This is a genomic window from Saccharothrix sp. CCNWYY140 (assembly GCF_037401995.1).
Lineage (GTDB): Bacteria > Actinomycetota > Actinomycetes > Mycobacteriales > Pseudonocardiaceae > Actinosynnema.
In genome coordinates, this window is the sequence record NZ_JBBEGC010000037.1 from 31,480 (window position 1) to 50,138 (window position 18,659).

Annotated in this window: 19 protein-coding genes; 11 read left to right on the forward strand and 8 right to left on the reverse strand. The window is 72.6% G+C overall.

The genetic code is table 11. From position 1 onward, the window contains the following. The 6 genes from WBN91_RS18475 to WBN91_RS18500 all read left to right on the forward strand — a co-directional run bounded on the left by WBN91_RS18475 (position 1) and on the right by WBN91_RS18500 (position 6,346). Entirely contained in the window at positions 1 to 303 is a 303-nt protein-coding gene (locus WBN91_RS18475) for a PTS lactose transporter subunit IIB (protein ID WP_337725005.1), read from the forward strand. Beyond that, positions 296 to 751: a PTS sugar transporter subunit IIA gene (locus WBN91_RS18480; protein ID WP_443217746.1), complete on the forward strand. Its 456-nt coding sequence runs from the start codon at positions 296 to 298 to the stop codon at positions 749 to 751. The genes WBN91_RS18475 and WBN91_RS18480 overlap by 8 nt, the downstream gene beginning before the upstream one ends. Beyond that, on the forward strand, positions 748 to 1,788 hold the full coding sequence (locus WBN91_RS18485) for a zinc-dependent dehydrogenase (protein WP_337725007.1): 1,041 nt from the start codon (positions 748 to 750) through the stop codon (positions 1,786 to 1,788). The genes WBN91_RS18480 and WBN91_RS18485 overlap by 4 nt, the downstream gene beginning before the upstream one ends. A 28-nt stretch (positions 1,789 to 1,816) precedes the next feature. Further along, a complete protein-coding gene (ptsP, locus tag WBN91_RS18490; RefSeq protein WP_337725008.1) occupies positions 1,817 to 3,412 on the forward strand; it encodes a phosphoenolpyruvate--protein phosphotransferase in 1,596 nt (531 codons plus the stop codon). 11 nt (positions 3,413 to 3,423) lie between these two features. After that, complete coding sequence (locus WBN91_RS18495) at positions 3,424 to 3,687, forward strand: HPr family phosphocarrier protein (RefSeq protein ID WP_337725009.1); 264 nt, start codon at positions 3,424 to 3,426, stop codon at positions 3,685 to 3,687. 127 nt (positions 3,688 to 3,814) lie between these two features. Further along, complete coding sequence (locus tag WBN91_RS18500; protein ID WP_337725010.1) at positions 3,815 to 6,346, forward strand: ABC transporter substrate-binding protein; 2,532 nt, start codon at positions 3,815 to 3,817, stop codon at positions 6,344 to 6,346. Between the two features lie 3 nt (positions 6,347 to 6,349). Here WBN91_RS18500 and WBN91_RS18505 read toward each other — a convergent pair whose 3' ends face one another. Together WBN91_RS18505 and WBN91_RS18510 are read right to left on the reverse strand one after the other, a co-directional pair. After that, positions 6,350 to 6,997, reverse strand: coding sequence for a HemK2/MTQ2 family protein methyltransferase (locus WBN91_RS18505; RefSeq protein WP_337725011.1), 648 nt, complete (start codon positions 6,995 to 6,997; stop codon positions 6,350 to 6,352). Positions 6,998 to 7,072: 75 nt separating this feature from the next. Continuing rightward, complete coding sequence (locus tag WBN91_RS18510; protein ID WP_337725012.1) at positions 7,073 to 7,444, reverse strand: STAS domain-containing protein; 372 nt, start codon at positions 7,442 to 7,444, stop codon at positions 7,073 to 7,075. A 180-nt stretch (positions 7,445 to 7,624) separates the two neighbouring features. Here WBN91_RS18510 and WBN91_RS18515 point away from each other — a divergent pair, with 180 nt between their 5' ends. After that, on the forward strand, positions 7,625 to 8,035 hold the full coding sequence (locus tag WBN91_RS18515; protein WP_337725013.1) for an ATP-binding protein: 411 nt from the start codon (positions 7,625 to 7,627) through the stop codon (positions 8,033 to 8,035). A gap of 20 nt (positions 8,036 to 8,055) precedes the next feature. Here WBN91_RS18515 and WBN91_RS18520 read toward each other — a convergent pair whose 3' ends face one another. The 5 genes from WBN91_RS18520 to WBN91_RS18540 all read right to left on the reverse strand — a co-directional run bounded on the left by WBN91_RS18520 (position 8,056) and on the right by WBN91_RS18540 (position 12,189). After that, the gene (locus WBN91_RS18520) at positions 8,056 to 8,577 is read right to left on the reverse strand and encodes a DUF1360 domain-containing protein (RefSeq protein WP_337725014.1); all 522 of its coding nucleotides are present in this window, start codon (positions 8,575 to 8,577) and stop codon (positions 8,056 to 8,058) included. A 49-nt stretch (positions 8,578 to 8,626) separates the two neighbouring features. Next, positions 8,627 to 9,127 (reverse strand): hypothetical protein, encoded by a 501-nt coding sequence (locus tag WBN91_RS18525; RefSeq protein ID WP_337725015.1) that lies wholly within the window; start codon positions 9,125 to 9,127, stop codon positions 8,627 to 8,629. Between the two features lie 404 nt (positions 9,128 to 9,531). Continuing rightward, complete coding sequence (locus tag WBN91_RS18530) at positions 9,532 to 10,761, reverse strand: serine hydrolase domain-containing protein (protein ID WP_337725016.1); 1,230 nt, start codon at positions 10,759 to 10,761, stop codon at positions 9,532 to 9,534. A 32-nt stretch (positions 10,762 to 10,793) separates the two neighbouring features. Next, positions 10,794 to 11,621: a DUF4097 family beta strand repeat-containing protein gene (locus WBN91_RS18535; protein ID WP_337725017.1), complete on the reverse strand. Its 828-nt coding sequence runs from the start codon at positions 11,619 to 11,621 to the stop codon at positions 10,794 to 10,796. An 88-nt stretch (positions 11,622 to 11,709) separates the two neighbouring features. Continuing rightward, positions 11,710 to 12,189: a hypothetical protein gene (locus tag WBN91_RS18540; RefSeq protein ID WP_337725018.1), complete on the reverse strand. Its 480-nt coding sequence runs from the start codon at positions 12,187 to 12,189 to the stop codon at positions 11,710 to 11,712. A 113-nt stretch (positions 12,190 to 12,302) separates the two neighbouring features. Between WBN91_RS18540 and WBN91_RS18545 the strand changes: the two genes are divergently transcribed. The 4 genes from WBN91_RS18545 to WBN91_RS18560 all read left to right on the forward strand — a co-directional run bounded on the left by WBN91_RS18545 (position 12,303) and on the right by WBN91_RS18560 (position 16,211). Next, entirely contained in the window at positions 12,303 to 13,922 is a 1,620-nt protein-coding gene (locus WBN91_RS18545; protein WP_337725019.1) for a LuxR C-terminal-related transcriptional regulator, read from the forward strand. 119 nt (positions 13,923 to 14,041) lie between these two features. Then, positions 14,042 to 14,878 carry a class I SAM-dependent methyltransferase gene (locus WBN91_RS18550; protein ID WP_337725020.1) on the forward strand — a complete coding sequence of 279 codons (837 nt, stop codon included), beginning with the start codon at positions 14,042 to 14,044 and terminating at the stop codon, positions 14,876 to 14,878. 143 nt (positions 14,879 to 15,021) lie between these two features. Continuing rightward, a complete protein-coding gene (locus WBN91_RS18555) occupies positions 15,022 to 15,237 on the forward strand; it encodes a hypothetical protein (protein WP_337725021.1) in 216 nt (71 codons plus the stop codon). Between the two features lie 98 nt (positions 15,238 to 15,335). Further along, a complete protein-coding gene (locus tag WBN91_RS18560) occupies positions 15,336 to 16,211 on the forward strand; it encodes an RNA polymerase sigma-70 factor (RefSeq protein ID WP_337725022.1) in 876 nt (291 codons plus the stop codon). Positions 16,212 to 16,251: 40 nt separating this feature from the next. Here WBN91_RS18560 and WBN91_RS18565 read toward each other — a convergent pair whose 3' ends face one another. Further along, entirely contained in the window at positions 16,252 to 18,435 is a 2,184-nt protein-coding gene (locus WBN91_RS18565) for an RICIN domain-containing protein (protein ID WP_337725023.1), read from the reverse strand. Positions 18,436 to 18,659 lie beyond the last annotated feature (224 nt).

Sequence of the window (18,659 nt, forward strand, 5' to 3'; positions counted from 1 at the left end):
ATGAGCATCCAGGGCAAGGACATCAGCAAGGTGGTCATCGCCTGCGACGCGGGCATGGGCAGCAGCGTCATGGTGGCGTCGCAGCTGGCCAAGCGGCTCAAGCCGTACAAGGTGACCGTGCAGCACAGCCCGGTCAACGAGATCCCGGCCGACGCGCAGGTCGTGCTGTGCCAGGAGGGGTTGGTGCCGCGGGCGCGGCAGAACTCCTCCGGCGCGGTGGTCCTCGGTTTCCACAACTTCCTGGGCGACCCGGTGTTCGACCGCGTGGAAGCCGCCATCCGGGACGGTGGGGAACTTGGCTGAGCTGCTGACCGCCGACGCCGTGCGCCTGGGCCGCGCCGCGGGCGACCGCGCGGCGGCCATCGACCAGGTCGGCGCGGTGCTGGTGGAGATCGGCGCGGTGGCCCCCGACTACGTGGCGGCCATGCACGAGCGCGAGGCGTCGGTGTCGACGTTCATCGGCGAGGGCGTGGCCATCCCGCACGGCACCAACGCCTCCCGGGAGCACGTCCGGCGCACCGCGCTGACCGTCGTGCAGTTCCCGGACGGGGTCGACTGGGGCGGCCAGGACGTGCGGCTGTGCGTGGGCATCGCCGCGCGGGACACCGAGCAGGTCGGCGTCCTCAGCGCCCTCGCGCGGGTGCTGATGGTGCCGGAGCAGGCGGCCGAGCTGCGCGAGGCGCCCGACGCGGACACCGTCCTGCGCATCCTGCGGACGGTCGAGATCGACGACGAGGAGAAGACCCAGTGAAGGTGGCCCGGTTCTACGCGCCCGGCGACATCCGCATCGAGGACACGCCCGAACCGGCGGTGGGCCCCGGCGAGCTGAAGCTGGCCGTGCGCAACACCTCGACGTGCGGGACGGACCTGAAGATCTTCCGGCACGGGCACCACCACATCGACCCGCCGCGGGTGATCGGCCACGAGATCGCGGGCGAGGTCGTGGCGGTGGGCGACGGGGTCGACGGGTGGGCCGCGGGCGACCGGGTGCAGGTCATCGCGGCCATCCCGTGCGGCGAGTGCGACGACTGCCGGCGCGGCTGGATGACCATCTGCCCCAACCAGTTGTCGATGGGCTACCACTTCGAGGGCGGCTTCGCCGAGTACATGGTCGTCCCGTCGAACGTGCTGAAGGTCGACGGCGTCAACCGCATCCCGGACGGCGTGACCTTCGCGGAGGCGTCGGTGGCCGAGCCGCTGGCGTGCGTGCTCAACGGCCAGGAGCTGGCCCGGGTCGGCGACGGCGACACCGTCGTGGTCGTCGGCGCCGGACCGATCGGGTGCCTGCACGTGCGGCTCGCCCGCGCCCGGGGCGCGCGCAGCGTCCTGCTGGTGGAGCTCAACCGCGGCCGGCTGGAGATGGCCGCCGAGCTGGTCAAGCCGGACGCCGCGATCTGCGCGGCCGACGTCGACCCGGTGGCCGAGGTCCTGGAGCTGACCGGCGGGCGCGGCGCGGACGTGGTGATCACCGCGTCGGCGGCGGGCAAGACCCAGGAGGACGCGCTGCGGATGGCGGCCCGGCGCGGGCGGATCAGCTTCTTCGGCGGTCTGCCGAAGGACAACCCGGTCATCGCGTGCGACTCGAACCTGGTGCACTACCGCGAGCTGACCATCGTCGGCGCGAACGGGTCGAGCCCGGAGCACAACAAGCGGGCGCTGGACCTGATCGCCACGGGCGCGGTGCCGGTGGCCGACCTGATCACCCACCACCTGCCGCTGGAGAAGGTGCTGGAGGCGCTCGACGTCGTGGCCGGCGGCACGGCCATCAAGGTGACGATCGAGCCCTGACGCCGTGGTCGTCGAGGGAGGAGCTGAGGTGGCTTCCAGACAACTGACCGGCAACCCGGCCGGTCGCGGGCAGGCGGTCGGCGTGGTCGCCCGCTTGGCGGCGGCCCCGGTGCTACCTGCCGAGGTGCCCGCGCCCGGCCCCGCCGACGAAGAGGTCGCCATCGCGGCCTTGGGCTCAGTGGTCGCCGACCTGCGCGCGCGTGCGGCGGGGCTCGACGGGACGGCCCGGGACATCCTGGACACGCAGATCGCGATGGCGGAGGACCCGGCCCTGGTGACCGGGGTGCGTGCCGCGGTGGCGCAGGGGCGTCCGGCCGCGTGGGCCGTGCACGACGCGTTCGGCGTGCACGTGGCGGCGTTGGCGGCGCTCGGCGGGTACCTCGGTGAGCGCGCCGGGGACCTCGTCGACCTGCGGGACCGGGCCATCGCGGTGTTGCTGGGCGTGCCGAGCCCCGGGGTGCCGGTGCGTGAGGAGCCGTTCGTGCTGGTGAGCACGGACCTCGCGCCCGCCGACACCGTCACCCTCGACCCGGCGAAGGTGCTGGCGATCGTCACGGCGAAGGGCGGTCCGACCAGCCACACCGCCATCCTGGCCCGCGCCCTGGGCATTCCCGCCGTCGTGGGGTGCGCCGAGGCGGAGTCGTTGGTCGACGGCGACCGCGTGGTGGTCGACGGGACGCGCGGGGTCGTCGTCGTGTCGCCGGACGCCGAACTCGCCGACCGGGTGAGCCGTGCGACCGTCGCGGCTCCGGCCCTCCACCACGGCCCCGGGTCCACCTCGGATGGTCACCCCGTGCAGTTGCTGCTCAACGTGGGTGGCCCGGCTGAGGGCGAGGTGGACGCGGAGGGCGTCGGCCTGTTCCGCACGGAATTCCTGTTCCTCGACCGCACTGAGGCCCCTTCCCGCGAGGAGCAGCGGCGCGTCTACGGCGAGGTGTTCGCGTCCTTCGGCGGACGACCCGTGGTGGTGCGCACCCTGGACGCGGGCGCCGACAAACCGTTGCCGTTCGCCAACTCCGACGACGAGCCCAACCCGGCGCTGGGCGTGCGCGGTTACCGGGTGGCCCGCCGCCGACCGGAGCTGCTCGCCGACCAGCTGGCCGCCATCGCCGACGCCGCCGCAGACCACGGCGCGGACGTGCGCGTGATGGCCCCGATGATCGCGACCGCGGCCGAGGCCCGCGAGTTCGCCGCGCTGGCCCGGTCGTTCGGGCTGTCCCGCGTCGGCGTGATGGTCGAGGTCCCGGCCGCCGCGCTGCGCGCCGACGAAGTGCTGGCGGAGGTCGATTTCGTCAGCATCGGCACCAACGACCTGGCGCAGTACGCGTTCGGCGCGGACCGGGTGCTGGGCGAGCTGGGCGCGCTGCTGGACCCGTGGCAGCCCGCGTTGCTGGACCTGGTCGCCCTGGTCGCCGAGGCGGGCCGCCGCGCCGGCAAGCCGGTGGGCGTGTGCGGCGAGGCCGCGGGCGACCCGGCGCTGGCCCCGGTTCTGGTGGGCTTGGGCGTCACCAGCCTGTCCATGTCCGCGCCCGCTCTGCCGCACGTCCGTGCCGCACTGCGCGAGCACACCTTCGCCCACTGCACCGAACTGGCCCACCGCGCCCGGCGGGCGCTCACCGCGTGAGGAGAACAAGGTTGCCCAGCAGAAGAGTGACCATCGCGTCCCCGACGGGCCTCCACGCCCGCCCCGCCAAACTCCTCACCGAAGCTGCCCGCAAGCAGCCGCTCGTCATCCGCATCGGCCGCGCCGAGGACCACCTGGTCGACGCGTCCAGCATCCTGGCCGTCATGTCCCTGGGCGTGCGGGCGGGCGAGGAAGTCCTCCTCACCGCCGAGGGCGACCAGGCCGACCGGGTCTTGGCGGAACTGGCCGAGCTCCTCTCCCACGACGACACCTGACAGGTGTGACCGGAGTCACCCGTCGAATTCGCACGATGCGGTGGTTCTCCCAGCCGACCGTGTGAGCCGTTTGTTCCTCGTCGCCGATCGGTGCGAAGTTCCCTGCTGTTCCAGCGGAAGGGGAACTGTGTCCGATCTGCCGACGACCGCGTCCGGCCTCACCCACGCCGCGCTCAAGGTGCGCGAAACCGACCCGCGGCGGGCACGTGAGCTGCTCGGGTCGGCGCTCGCCAAGGACGACGGGTACGAGCCGGCCTGGCGGTGGTTGGCCGAACTGGTGGACGACCCGGGGGAGCGGCGGTTCTGCCTGGACCGCGCCGCCGAGATCGTGGCCGACCCCGCCACCCTGCGGGCCCGTGCGGCGCTCCCGGCGACCGGGGCGACGCCGCCGCCCGAGGTCGCGGACCTGGTCGAGCCGCCGCGCCCGGACGTCGCGCCGGCGCGGCGGCGGCCGTGGGCGTGGGCGGCCGTGGGGCTGGTCGCCGCACTGCTGTTCGCGGTGGGCGGCATGTGGTCGGCGTGGGGCGGGCAGTCCGGGCCGCCGGTGCACGTGGCCCTGGTGACCGGGTTGACCGGCGAGCTGGCCGAGGCGTCCGCGCACATGGAGAACAGCGTGCGGATGCAGGTGGACGACGTGAACCGCGGCGGCGGGGTCGCCGGGCGGCCCGTCGAACTGCTGGTCTACGACGACGGCGGGCAGCCCGACCGCGCCGCCGCCATCGCCGAGGAGATCGTGCGCGAGGACAGGGCGATGTACGTCATCGGGCACGGCGCCAGCACCACGGCCCTGGCCGCGCAGCAGATCTACAAGCGGGCCGGGATCCCCGCGATCACGCCGTCCGCGGCGTCACCCCGGCTGACCGACGACAGCGAGTGGTACTTCCGCAGCGTGTTCGGCAACCGCACCCAAGCCGACTTCCTGGCCGCGTACACCTCGCACGTGCTCGGGTCGACCTCCGCCGCGATCGTGTACGACGACGACGAGTACGGGCAGTCCATCCGCGACAGCTACCAGCGCTCCTTCACCGGAACCGTCACCGCCACCGCGCCCGTCGGCGACGAGGCGTCGATGGAGGCCGCCACCCGGCAGGTGATGTCCATCGACGCGTCCGGCCCGGTCGTGCTGGCGACGGCCGAGCGGCGCGGCGTGGCCCTGGTCAAGCGGTTGCGGGACGCGGGGTTCACCGCGCCGATCCTCGGCTCCGCGTCGATGGGCACCGACACGCTGCACACCGCGCTGTTGCGCGACGAGCAGCAGCAGGGCACGCCCGGCCGCTACACCACGGACCTGCACCTGGGGACGCCGCTGGCCCTGGACTCGCTGTCCGGCCCGGCGCTGGTGTGGTCCCAGGCCTACCAGGACCGCTTCGGCGTCCGTCCCTTGTGGACCGCCGCGACCGCGCGCCAAGCCCTCACGGTCGGCCTGCACGCCGTGCGCACCGGCGGCCTGGCCTTCGACCAGCAGCACCGGGCGGAGGACCGCCGCAAGATCCGGGACGGCCTGGCGGCCTTGAAGGACCGCAAGAACTCGTTCCCGGCACTGCTGGGTCCGTTGTACTTCAGCGCCGCCGGTTCGGCGCAGATGCCGGTGTCCTTCGTGACCAGCGACGGCACGCGGCTGGTGTCCGCGCCCGTCCAACTCGGGCTCTACGACCCGCCCTCGCCCAAGGCGTTGCGGGAGGGCCTGGCGAGCGGCGAGGTCCTGCCGGTGGGGGACCGGTACCTCACCCGCCGCCAGGTCGTGGCGACCGGAATCAACCTCAACGAGATCCGCGACCTGGACACCCGGGACGGCACCTACTTCGCGGACTTCTTCCTGTGGCTCAAGTACACCGGCGACCACAAGGCCTCCGACGTGCAGTTCGTCAACGCCGTCAAGGCGGACCTCAAACCGGGCACGCCGTTGCGCGACGTCACCGAGAACGGCCGGACCTACCGCCTCTACCGCGTCGCCGACCGCTTCAAGGGCGGCCTGGAGTTCCGCAGCTTCCCGTTCGACCACCAGAAACTGGCCGTCAGCCTCCAGAACCGGGCGTTCACCGCCGACCAGGTCACCTACGTGACCGACAAGGAGATCCTGGGCCAGCGGCCCGAGGACTACCTGCGCAGCGGCACCGACAGCGAAGCGGGCATCGACGACCTGCCCAACTGGCACGCCACCTCGGTCCGGTTCTTCCAGCGCACGGTGGGCAGCAGCGACGCCCTGGGCGAACCCACGACCGGCGGTGCGGCGAGCGGCCTGTACTACAGCCAGTACGCCGCCGAGGTCGACATCGCCCGAGACCTGCTGCCGTTCCTGGTCAAGAACCTGCTGCCGCTCGTGCTGCTGATCGGAGTCACCTACCTGTCGCTGTTCTTCAAAGCCACCGATGGCGCGGCCCCGGTGTCGATGGGCGTGACGGCGATCCTGAGCACAGCGGTGCTGCTCAACAACGTGACCTCGCAACTGCCGTCAGTGAGTTACACGGTCGCGCTGGAATGGGGCTACTACGCCTTCATCCTGCTGGCGGCGAACTGCGTCCTGATCGCGATGCTGCGCAAGCGCCTGGTCAACCGCGGTCGGGTGGAATCCGAACGCAGGCTCGCCGTCGCCGCCCGCGTCGCCTACCCGACCTACATCCTGGCCATCGTGCTCACCTACGTCACCGCGTTCGCGTGACGGTCAGGGCGCGTCGGCGCGGACCACCACCAGTTCCTCGTGCTCCTGGTCGGGGGCCAGGTAGCCGTTGTCGCGCAACCACCCCGACCGGCGGCGCAGGACCGGGCCGAACGGCACGGTGCGGCGGGCCACCACGGAGGCCTTCAGCCCGCCGCCGCGCAACTGGTGCAGCGTCGTGTCCTCATCACACAGCTCGGAGTGGACGATCAACGCGAAACCTTTGTCGGCCAACAGCAACGGCAGCACCGCGCACAGCCGGTCCAGCACCGCGCGGCCCCGCTCGCCGGCGTCCCATGCCCGCGCGCGCCCCTTGGGCACGAACGACCCGCTCGGCACGTAGGGCGGGTTGGCCAGCACGACGTCGAACCGCCGCCGTCCGACCAGGTCCCCGAAATCACACCGCACCGCCTCCACCGGCACCCCGCGCAGCAGGCCGTTGACCCGGGCCGCGGCCACCGCCCGCCGGCTGACGTCCACGGCGGTCACCTCGCCCGCCCCGGCCAACCCGGCCACCACCCCCAGGGCTCCCGTGCCGGTGCAGGCGTCCAGGACGCTCGCACCCACCGGGAAACCCGCGCCCGCCAACGCCTCCGCGACCAGCCACGTGTCGTCCTGCGGGCGGTACACCCCAGGCGGTCTCCACAGCCACATGGGAGGGAGGTGCCCCGACAGCGCGGCCCCAAACTCCCGGCCCAGGTTCACCTGATCGGGGCGGCACGCGAGTGGCTACCGCCGGTCGGGGAGCACGGCCTCGATCGCCGCCGCCGGGTCCGGGCGCACGGTGAGCAGGGAGTCCACCTCGGTCGCCGCCAGGGGACGCAGCACGCAGGACTGGTCTGCGGCGATCCCCAGGGGGACGCCGAGGCGGCGGGCGTGGTGCTCGGCCTCGACGAGCATCGAAATGCCGGTGGTGCCGAAGAAGACCACCCCGCGCAGGTCGATGACCAGGGCGGTCGGTCGGGCGTCGAGGCGTCGGGAGACCTCGGCGCGCACCGGTGGTGAGGTGGCCATGTCCACCTCGCCGACCACCTCGACCACGACGACCCCGTCGGTCTCGGTGGTCTCCAGGCTCAGCGCCCTCTCGGGATGCTCGGCCATACCGCGTCCCACCTCTCTCGCGGCGCGCCGCGCCAGGCGCGGACCACCGAACGTAGGCCCGAGCACCCGGCCGGGCAAGTCGAGTGGGCCGACCTTCGCCTAGGCTGGTCGAGGGGGTGACACCCCAGGCGGCAGTCCCCGCGGCGGCGCGGGCGCCCGCGCAGGCACGTGGAGTGGGGCGTGAGGCTGGTGGAGACCGGACACCGCGACCGGCCGGACCCGCTGACCCGGGAGCTGACCGACCAGGCCCCGACGTTGGCGACCGTGCGCCGCTGGGTCGCCGACGCCCTGGCGGACCTGTCCGACGACACCCGCGACGACTGCCTGCTCGTGGTGAACGAACTGGTCAGCAACGCCTACGACCACGGTTCCGGCCCTCGCGGCATCCGCCTGCGCCGCACGTCACGCCCGTGCCTGGTCCGCTTCGAGGTGGACGACGCCGAACCCGACCATCCCACCCTCGGGCGGTCCCGACTGGGCGAGGACCGCGGGCGGGGCCTGGTCATCGTGCACAACCTGGCCGTGGACTGGGGCGTCAGCGCGCACCGCGACGGCAAGACCGTGTGGGCGGAACTGGACTGCGCCACCTGAACGGCGTTCGGAATCCGGGGTCAGCGGTTCTTCACCCGGTCGTAGGCGAGGTGCAGCCAGTCCGACACCGCCACGGCCGTCAACGCGGTGGTCACCAGTCCGGTCGCGCGCGGCGCGAACACACGGCCGGTCGTCAGCGCGCCGGCGACCCACACACCTGCGCAGAACGGGCACGTCACCAGCTCGCCCACGGCGTGCCGACCGCCCCCGTGCCGCGGCGACTCGTTGACCTCGGCGTGGCCCGCGGGACCCTCGAAACGGGTGAACGGCGCCCGCAGCACGCTGGTGACCGAGGCCTTGGTCAGCAGCCGGCCGGCCTTGTGCGTCGCCACCGCCAGCAGGACCACGTCACCCGGCGACGACCGGTCCGGCAGCCGGGCACCCCGCCGCCTGCCGACCACCGTCGCCGCGCCGACCAGCACCGCGTACGACACCAGCGAAGCCAGGTACCCGCCCAGCGGACGCCGTTCCCGCCCGGCGTAGGCGGAGCGCGCGCGGCGCCACCGTTCGACCATCACCATGTACGCGGAGTTGCCGGCCACGACTTCCCGAAACCCCGCCGGCGGGTGGCCGGCGGGGCCACGTCGGTCGTCAGGGCTGGTAGTAGTACGGCCCCTGCGGGTACGGCGGCGGCGGGAGTTGCCGGCGGCGACGTCGGCGGACGCGGACGACCACTACGACCACCACCGCGCAGGCGAGGATCAGGACGATGGCCAGCCACGCCACGGTGGCCGCCGTGCTCGACTCCTCGGGCTGGACCTTGCGGGCTCCGAAAGCAGCCTCCATCTCCGCCGCGGTGGCCGATCTGGGCTTGCCGTTGACGGCGACCACGGCCCGGTCCACCTCCTCCGGGTAGGTGTCCCAGATCAGGCGGAAGATCGCCTCGCCGTCGTCGGTCTCGGTGGGCTTGAAGGCGGACACGGAGATCGTGTCGTAGCCGTTGGTGGTCTGGTGGTGGACCGAGACACCGGAGTACCCGGCGTCCTCGACGCGGCCCGCCAGCTTGGCCAGCTCGGCCAGCGAGACGCACCCCGCCGCCACCAGGACGCTGAGCAGCACGCCGAGCAGGCGCGCGAAGGCATGGTTCTTCACAGGACCCCCTTGAGAGGACCCACCAAACGGCACGCGTGTGCCGTGCCGCCGGCGGGAGCGAGTGTGGGTGAGCAGGCGTCGGAAGACGCGAAAAGGCTTGCCGTGGCGCAGGATCAGCGCGCGGCACTCAGGGCGGCGATGGGTGTGGCGGGAGGTGGAACGCGCACGGCCGGGTCCTCCGGTTCTGGTTCGAACCGAGGTCTCCCCGACCACCGGACGCGGTGGCGCTGTGACCGAGTCGCCGCGGGGCGACCGTAGTGACGATCACGAGCCGAGTGGGTACTCCCCTCTGCGGGGAGAATTGTCCTGGACGACCGGCACACCGGTCAAGTGCTGTCGATCACGTGCGCAACGCCGCCAAGCCCCCCACTCGCACGGAGTGGAGGGCTTGGCGGCACAGGGGATCAGCCGAGGCAGTCCCGGACGGCCTGGGCCAGGTTCGCCGCGCGCGGGTCGTCGGCGCGGAAGCTCCAGTGGTTGGTGGCGTAGCCGAAGCCGACGCCCGACTCCGGGTCGGCGAACCCGATCGAGCCGCCCGAGCCCGGGTGCCCGAAGGACGCCGGTCCGACCATCGGCATCGGCGGGCACGCCCGCCAGAAGCCCAGGGACATGTTGAAGCTGCGGTCGGCCGGGATGTCCAGGCCCTCGGGGAGGCCGTGCATCCGGGTCTTGTCCGTCTGCACCTCGGTCATCCGCTCCACAGTGGACGGTTCGAGCAGGCGCACGCCGTCGACCTCGGCGACCGTGGCCGCGTACATCCGGGCCACGGAGTGCGCGTCGGCGAGCATGTTGGCGGCCGGGAACTCCGCCGCGCGCCAGGCGCGGGTGGTGTGGTACTCGGTGGTGTGGTCCAGAGCGCCGCCCAGTTCGCCGGCGCGGGCCTGCACCGAGTCCGCGCCCCACACCGCCTGCACCCACGCGGTCACCGTCTCGGCGTCCAGGCCGGTCGCCTTGACCATGCCGGCGAGCAGCTCCTCCAGGCTGAACGGCGCGGCGTAGTGCAGCTTGGACACCCGGTGCTCCTCTTCCTCGGGCAGCCCGATCCACGCGCTGAGCCCGAGTGGGGCGGCGATCTCGTCGGCGAAGAACGTGCCGAGCGACTTGCCGCTGATCCGCCGCACCACCTCGCCGACCAGGAACCCGTAGGTCACGCTGTGGTAGACGTGCTCGGTTCCCGGCCGCCACAACGGCTTCTGCGCTTCCAGCGCGCGGATGACCGGCTCCCAGGCGCAGGCCTCCTCGAAGGTCAGCGGACCGTCCACAACGGGCAGACCGGCCTGGTGGGACAGCAGCCAGCGGACCGGGATGTCCTCCTTGCCCGCCGCGCCGAACTCCGGCCAGTACCGGGTCACCGGCGCGTCGAGGTCCAGTTCGCCGCGCTGGGCCAGCAGGTGGGCGCAGATCGCGGTGGCGCCCTTGGTGGTGGAGGCGACCTGGACGATGGTGTCCTCGCGCCACGGCCGGTTCGCCTCGCGGTCGGCGAGCCCGTCCCACAGGTTGACCACGGGACGGCCGTCCACGTAGACGGCGCACGCCGCGCCGACCTCGCCCGGGTCCTCGTCGAAGTTGGCGCGGAAGACGTCGGCGACCTTGCCCCAGCCCGCTTCGACACCGTGCGCGGTGGTCGTGTTCATGGTGATCGGTCCTTTCCGGAGTGTTGGGGGGTTCAGACGGCCGCGCGCTGGATGACGATGTCGTCGCGGCGGGTGCGGGCGTGGACCTTGACGGTGGTGTCGCCCGGGTTGCGGACGGGCAGGGAGTTGTGGACGACCCCCTTGGTGCTGTCGGCGTCCACCTCGGCGGTGACGCCTTCCGCGATGCCGACCTCGATGCCGCCGGAGGCGTTGGCCAGGTCGGCGTTGCCGCGGGTGAGGCGGCCGATGCGGATGGGGCAGTCGGCGGCGCGGGCGGTGACGCTGCCGTCGGCGCGCTCGACGTCGAAGCTGCCGTTCGAGCCGCCGAGGTCGACGTCGGAGTGGGCGTGGCCGATCCGGATCTTGCCGGTGGTGCCCTGGTACCGGACGGTGCCGTCGACCTCGCCGAGGTGCACGCTCGCCGCGCCGCCGTCGATCTCGACGGTCCCGGTCACGCGTTCGACGGTGAGCCCGCCGTCCGCGAGGTTGCCGCGCAGTGCGGCGACCTGGTCCAGCTTGATCCGGCCGGAGGCGGTGCTGACGGCGCAGTCGCCGAGCGGGCCGTCGGCGTGCACGTCGGTCCACGCCGTGTTCAGCACCAGTCGGGAGCCGGCCGGCAGGGCGACCGTGATGGCGACCGAGCCGGTCTTGTCACCGGACTTGGTCGTCTTGATCGACAGCTCGCCGGCCTCGAAGTCGACCTTCACGCCCTCGGCGACCTTCAGGTCGGACTTGTTCGCGCTGTTCAGCGGCTCGACGTGCACCACGGTGTCGGGGCGCTCGGTCGCGGTGACCCGGACCTGGGCGCCGGCGGTGGTCAGCGTGGCGGTGATCGGGTTCGGCGTGGTGAAGGAGGTCATGGCGAGAACGATCGCCGCCGGACCTGACGCCGAGCAGTCACCGGGCTGACACGGCCCCTGACAGCTGTCAGGGGCGGGGAACCGCAGGTCAGGGCTGCAAGTGGGGTGCGAGCGCCTGGGCGGTGGCCGCCGCGTCGACCCAGCCGTCGCCCGCTCGGGCGGTGGCGGGCAGCTCGACCACGTGGAGGGCCGGTTCGGACAGCACGAGGTCGTCGGTGAACGGGTAGACGCGCACCGTGGTCGCCCCCGGGCGCAGCGGCACGAGGACCGGGGCGCCGGCGGCGGTGGCGCGCAGGGCCATCACCTGCTCGTCGCCCTCGGCCGGGTCGACGCGGACCTGGTGGACCTCGGCCTCGACGCCCGCGGCGGCCAGGTGGGCCACGACGGCGTCGGCGAGGCCGTCGCTGGCGGCGATGAGCCGGGCGCGGCGGCAGACCTCGACGTACCGGGCGGCGGGGGAGTGCTCGACCCCGTTGTCGTCGCGCACCGCCGGGGGCGCCGCGCCGAGCTCCGCGAAGCGGCTGCGGGCGTCCTGCTCTACGCGGGCGGGGTCGAGGGTTCTGGCCACGGTGGACGTGCTCCTGCCTGGTTGCGCTGGTGGTGCGTGCGCAGACCCTATGTCCTCCAATCCGCAAAAATGCGGCGGGCGCGCGGCGGGGCCGGCAACGTCACACTGGAGGGGTGACCAGGACCGACGTGCTGGAGCAGGGGCGGGAGTCCTTCGCGCGGCAGGCGTGGGGCGCGGCGGTCGCCCGGTTCGCGGCGGCCGACGACGACGTGCCCCTGGACCTGGACGACCTGGAGCGGTTCGCGCTGGCCGCGTACCTGACCGGCGACGAGGACCTGTCCACGCGCGTGTGGACCCGTGCCCACCACGAGGCCCTGCGCCGCGACGACCCGCGGCGGGCCGCCCGCGCCGCCGTCCTGGTCGGCGCGGGCCTGGTCTTCCGGGGTGAGACCGCGCCCGGGAGCGGGTGGTTCGGGCGGGCGGAGCGCGTGCTGGAGGGGTGCGGCGAGTGCCCCGAACGGGCGTGGCTGCGGACCTGGGACGCCTTCCCCCGGATGTGGGGCGGCGACCCGGTGGCGGCGGAGGCGGCGTTCACCGGCGGCGTCGAGGTCGGCCGGCGGTCCGGGGACCTCGACCTGGTCGCGATGGCCCGCCTGGGGCAGGGCCTGTGCCTGGTCCTGCGCGGGGACGTCCCGGCGGGGGTCGCGCTGCTGGACGAGGTCATGGTGGGCGTGACGGCCGGCGAGGTGACGCCGCTGTACGCCGGGATCGTCTACTGCACCGTGATCGCGGTGTGCGCCGACCTGTTCGACCTGCGCCGCGCCCGCGAGTGGACGGCCGCGCTCACCCGGTGGTGTGAAGCGCAGCCCGACCTGGTCCCGTACCGGGGCAACTGCCTGGTGCACCGGTGCGAGCTGATGCGGTTGCAGGGCGCGTGGGGCGACGCGCTGGAGGCCGCCGAGCGGGCGTGCGCGCTGCTGTCCCAGCCGGTCCGGTGGGACACCCTGGGCGCGGCGCACTACCAGCTGGGCGAGCTGCGCAGGCTGCGCGGCGAGTTCGCGGCGGCCGAGGAGAGCTACCGCCGCGCCGGCGAGGCGGGCCGCCCGCCCGAACCGGGCCTGGCGCTGCTGCGGCTCGCCCAGGGCCGGACCGACGTGGCCGCCGCCGTGATGCGCCGGGTCGTCGCCGACACCGAGGACCCGGCCGCGCGGTCCCGCGTGCTGCCCGCCCACGTCGAGGTGATGATCGCCGCCGACGACGTGCCCGCGGCACGGGCCGGTGCCGACGAACTCGCGACCCTCGCCACTGCCTTCGACTCGCCCTACCTGGCGGCGGAGGCGGCTTCGGCGGCCGGCGCGGTCCGGCTCGCCGAGGGCGACGCGCAGGCGGCGTCACGCGAACTCCGCCGCGCCGCGACGGCATGGCGCGCACTAGACGCGCCCCACGAGACCGCTCGCGTCCGGGTGCTGACCGCGCTGGCGTGCCGTGCGCTCGGCGACCACGAGACGGCCACGATGGAACTAGACAGCGCGCGGGCCGCGTTCCTCCGCCTCGGTGCCACCCCGGACGTCGAGCGCGTCGACGCCCTCACCACCACCCGCGGCGGCCTGACCGCGCGCGAAGTGGAGGTGCTGCGCCTGGTCGCCTCCGGCCGGACGAACCGGGCGATCGCCAAGGAACTGGGCCTGTCGGAGAAGACCGTCGCCCGCCACGTGAGCAACTGCCTGACCAAGATCCAGGCGCCCTCCCGCGCGGCGGCCACCGCCTACGCCTACGAGCACTCCTTGATCTGAGCGTGGACAGAACTACCCATGCCCGTTTCCGGGCGACTGGGTCGTTCGCCCGAAGAGGCCGCGCCCCCGTCCCGCCTAGCGTCCTGGACACCGAGGGGAAACCGGAAGGAAGTGCCGACATGACCGATGTGCAGCAACCCACCTCCCCGGTCGAGGCCTGGGACGCGATCGCCGCGAACTACGACGAGCACGTGGCCCCCGGCGAGGCCGACGTGGCCCTGACCGGCCTCCGCCTCGCGGGCCTGCGGCCGGGCCAGACGTTCCTCGACGTAGCCGCCGGCACCGGCGGCCTGAGCCTGCCCGCCGCCCGCCTGGGCGCCCGGGTCCTGGCCACCGACTGGTCGCCCGCGATGGTCGACCACTGCACCGCAAGGGCGACGGCCGAGGGCCTGGACGTGCAGGCCCGCGTGGCCGACTGCCACCACCTCGACCTGCCCGACGACACCTTCGACGTCACCGGCTCGCAATTCGGCGTCATGCTCGTCCCCGACCAGGCGACGGCCCTGCGCGAGATGGTCCGCGTGACCAAGCCAGGCGGACGCGTGTTCCTCACCGCCTACGGCGACCCGGACCGCTTCGAGGCCCTGCACTTCTTCATCGCCGCCGTACAGGCCGTGGTACCGGAATTCGAGGGACCCCCCGACGACGAGCCCATGCTGGAGTTCCAGGTCGCCGACCCGGACGTCCTGCACCGAAGGCTGACCGAGTCCGGCCTACGGGACGTCACCGTGGACACCAGTCACGAGGAACGCATCGAGCCACGCAACGGCCGGCAACTGTGGGACTGGTGCCTGGGCAGCAACCCGATCCCCGGCGCACTGGTCGCCACCCTCACCACCACCCAACGCACCGACACCATCAAAGTCCTGGACGGCATGCTCCGCGACCACGCCACCACCACGGGCTCCACCGCCCTCACGGCCCCGCTGAACATCGGTGTGGGCACCAAGCCCTAAATGGCCGGCGTCCACAGAGTTCCGTCCGACCAGGGTCGGGCAGTGCAGGGTGTCCAGCACTCTTCCTGGTGAAAACCGGTTCGCTCGTTCACCTTCCGTCTCACGGGGTATCCCCCTGGCAGAGCGGAGGAGGTGGAGTGGTGATGGCAGCCTATGGCGGAGTGGTGGCGTTGCCGGCGTTCGGTGGGATTCGGGGTCGGAGTGCCAGGAGCCGCGGGCCTGCTCTGGTGATGGCCGCCGCCGTGTTGGTGGCGGGGTTGGGTGCGATGGCGGTGGACGAACCGGCGGCCGGGGGCCAGGAAGGTTCGCGGGCGCAGATCAACGTCAGCGGCAGCACCTGGCACATGAACGCCGAGTGAGTCCCTCGGTCGGGTGACGCGGGTCACAGGGTGTCACACAGCGCTGGTGCGCGGTGTCTGGTGAGGACACTGCCGCACAGCGACAAGGAGACCCCGCGATGGCTGAGAGCCCGGACGCCACCGAGGTGTTCCTCGCCCACCGCAACCTGCTGTTCACCGTGGCCTACGAGATGCTCGGGTCGGCGGCCGACGCCGAGGACGTCTTGCAGGAGACCTGGCTGCGGTGGGTCGGGGTCGAGTTGGGCGAGGTGCGCAACCACCGCGCCTACCTGGTGCGGATCACCACCCGGCAGGCCCTCGGGCGGCTGCGGGTGCTCGGGCGGCGCAAGGAGGCCTACGTCGGGCCGTGGCTGCCCGAGCCGTTGTTGACCGCGCCGGACGTCGCCGAGGACGTCGAGTTGGCCGACAGCGTGTCGATGGCGATGCTGCTGGTCCTGGAGACCTTGACGCCCACCGAGCGGGCGGTGTTCGTGCTGCGCGAGGTGTTCGACCTGGGGTACGACGAGATCGCCGAGGCGGTCGACAAGACTCCCGCCGCCGTGCGGCAGATCGCCCACCGGGCGCGGGCGCACGTCGCCGCTCGTCGGCCGCGCGAGGTCGTGACGCCCGCCGAGTCGCACGAGGTGATCGACGCGTTCCGGCGGGCGGTCGAGACCGGCGACCTGCGGGGCCTGCTGGACCTCCTCGCGCCGGACGTCGTGCTGGTCGGCGACGGCGGCGGGGTCGTCCCGGCGGCGCCGGCGCCGGTCGTGGGGGTGGACGCCGTGGTCGAGGTGCTCGGCCGGGCCGCCGCCGTGGGCGTGCTGGAACCCGCGCAGGTCAACGGGTATCCGGCGTTGATCTACCGGATCGGTGGCGAGCTGGACGCGGTGGTGGCGATCCGGGTGGACGGCGGTCGGATCACCGGGCTGTACTCGGTGCGCAACCCGGAAAAGCTGTCGCACGCGCACCAGACGACCGCGCTGACCCGATGAACGAAGAAGGCGGGCCGCCGCAGCGACCCGCCTCCCGCTTCTAGCCGATCGACCACTGCTGCAAAGCCGACCCGCTGTTCGTCTCCTGTGTCACCAGAGCGCCGTTGGTGGTGGACGCCGTGGTGAGCAACAGTCCAGAGTGGACGTTCGTCAGCGTGTAGAGGCCGTTGGCCAGCTTGGTCGCCTGCCACCGCTGGTTGGCCCCGCCGGTGCACGTCCACTGGATCACCTTGGTGCCCGGTGTGGTCGCGCCGGCGTAGTCGTCCACGCACAGGTTGGAGGCCTGGTTGACGATGGTGTAGCTGCCGTCCGCCTGCTGGGTGAACTGCCAGCGCTGGTTCGCGCCCGCGTTCGGGGTCCACGTGATCAGCTGGGTGCCGGCGGTGGTCGAGGAACCCGGGTTGTCCAGCGCCTTGCCCGAGGTCGTCACCGTCCTGGTGCCGTTCAGGGACGGGTCCGCCGCGCCGACCGGGGTGATGGTCAGGGTCTGCTCGGCGGCGGTCCGGGCGCCGCCGACCGCGTTGCCGGTGGTGTTGGTCCAGAACCGCGCCGGGGTGGTCTCGGCCGGTCGGGCGGTGTCCGAGGACAGCGCCAGGACCAGGCCGGAGTAGCGGTTGACCAGGCGGTACGTGCTCTGGCCGGTGGTGCGGACGACCCACCACTGCTGGCCGACCGTGGGACCGCCGGCGGTGGCGGTGGGCTTGGTGCCCCAGGCCCGGGTGGACGCCGAGGACGTGCCCACGCCCAGGAGCTGGCCCGTCGAGGCGTTGGCGATCCGGTAGGAGCCGTCGCCGTTGGCGGTGAAGCGCCAGGCCTCCAGCGCCGACCCGGTCGGTGCGGCCGAGGTGGTGGCGGAGCTGCCGGAGACCTGGGACAGGACCCGGCTGGTGCCCGTGCCGATCGTGTAGGTGCGGGCCGGGTCGAACAGGGCCGGTTCGCCGGCGCTGGAGGTGATGGTGGTGTTGGCGTACTCGCCGCTGGAGTTGGTGCACGCGATCGAGCAGTACGAGCGGTAGTCCTTGCCGATGATCGTGGAACCGGTCTTGCTCGCGCTGTCGAGGAACCAGCGGTACCAGGAGGCGTTGCGGTAGCTGCCGGAGTTGCCGAGCAGGGTCCACTTCTGGGTGGTCAGGTCGGCGGTCGCGTAGACCTCCTGCGGCGCGTTGCCGGACTGGTCCACCGCCTGCGGGGTGCCGATGTAGAGGCCCAGGTGGGCGTTGTAGGCGATGTTCATGACGAACAGGGGAGAGATGGGCGGCATCTTCCCGTCCGCGATCTGCTGGCTCGCGGTGCCGGTGTTGAGCGGGTTGTACTCGGCCGTCGTCGGGACGTACCCGTTCGGGTTGGTCGACGTGGGCACCATCGTGCTCTCGCGGCCACCGATACCGGGCTGCGTCCACGCGCCGCCGTACCACTTCTGCCACGAGCCCTTGGCCATCTTCGACGCGATGGGTGAGCGGGCCACGTGCCCGTAGAACGCCTTCCAGCCACCGCTCTTGTCCACGATCCGCGACCCGTAGAACACGTAGAAGTACCCGGACGCCGTGTCCACGAACAGGCGCTGGTCGCCTGTGCCGTAGTGGTAGGTCTGGTGCGGGAACGCCGTGGTGTCACCGCGTTTCGTGCTGTACGGCGAGGTGATCGCGTGGTCCTTGATGGTCCACGTGCGGCCCTGGTCGGTGGAGACCGCGTAGTCGATGGAGTCGTAGTGCAGGCCGTCGCCGAAGGGCTGCGGCGTGAACTCGTTGTGCACCAAGCCGTACCAGTGCCCGGTGTCCGGGTCCACCCACACGCCGATCAGCGTGCAGAAGTTTGGCTGGGAGTACGACGACCCGGCCGGCGCGTAGGTCGACTCCAAGCCCGTGGGGCTGTTGTTGCACCGCCAGGTGGTGTCGTTGTTCTTGTCGTTGGCGTTGTTGGGGTTCACCGCGTCGCTGATGGCGCTGGAGCGGGTCGCGGTGTCGAAGTTGGCGCCGGTGAAGAACGCCCAGTACCGGGGCTGGGTCGCCCCGTACAGCGACGCCGACTGCTGGAAGTAGAACGTGCCGTCCTTGTCGATGAACGTGCTCGCCGGGGTGTCCGTCGGGTGCGCGTACGATCCGGTGGTGCCGTAGGTGACGGTGTAGGTGGCGGCTTGCGCCACGGGCGTCACCGCGGCGGCCACCACGACCGCGGCGACGACGGCGGCGCTCCGCAGCTTGGCCTTGCTGTGCAGGGATGTCATGCGCTGCTCCATGTGTCCGGTGTGGACGATCCGGCGGCGGGGGCCGAACAGGGTTTCGAGCAGGGTGCAACGATCCGCACCTGCCGGCAATGGAGTTGCGGGCCGCACGCTTGGACTTTTGGGGTCGCCCGTCCGCCGGTCGGCTCCCGTTCTGCAAGTCCTCTGCAAGCCGTCCACGGTTCGCTTGTCACGAGGCCGGTTCCGGACCTCACACCCTCCAAGCC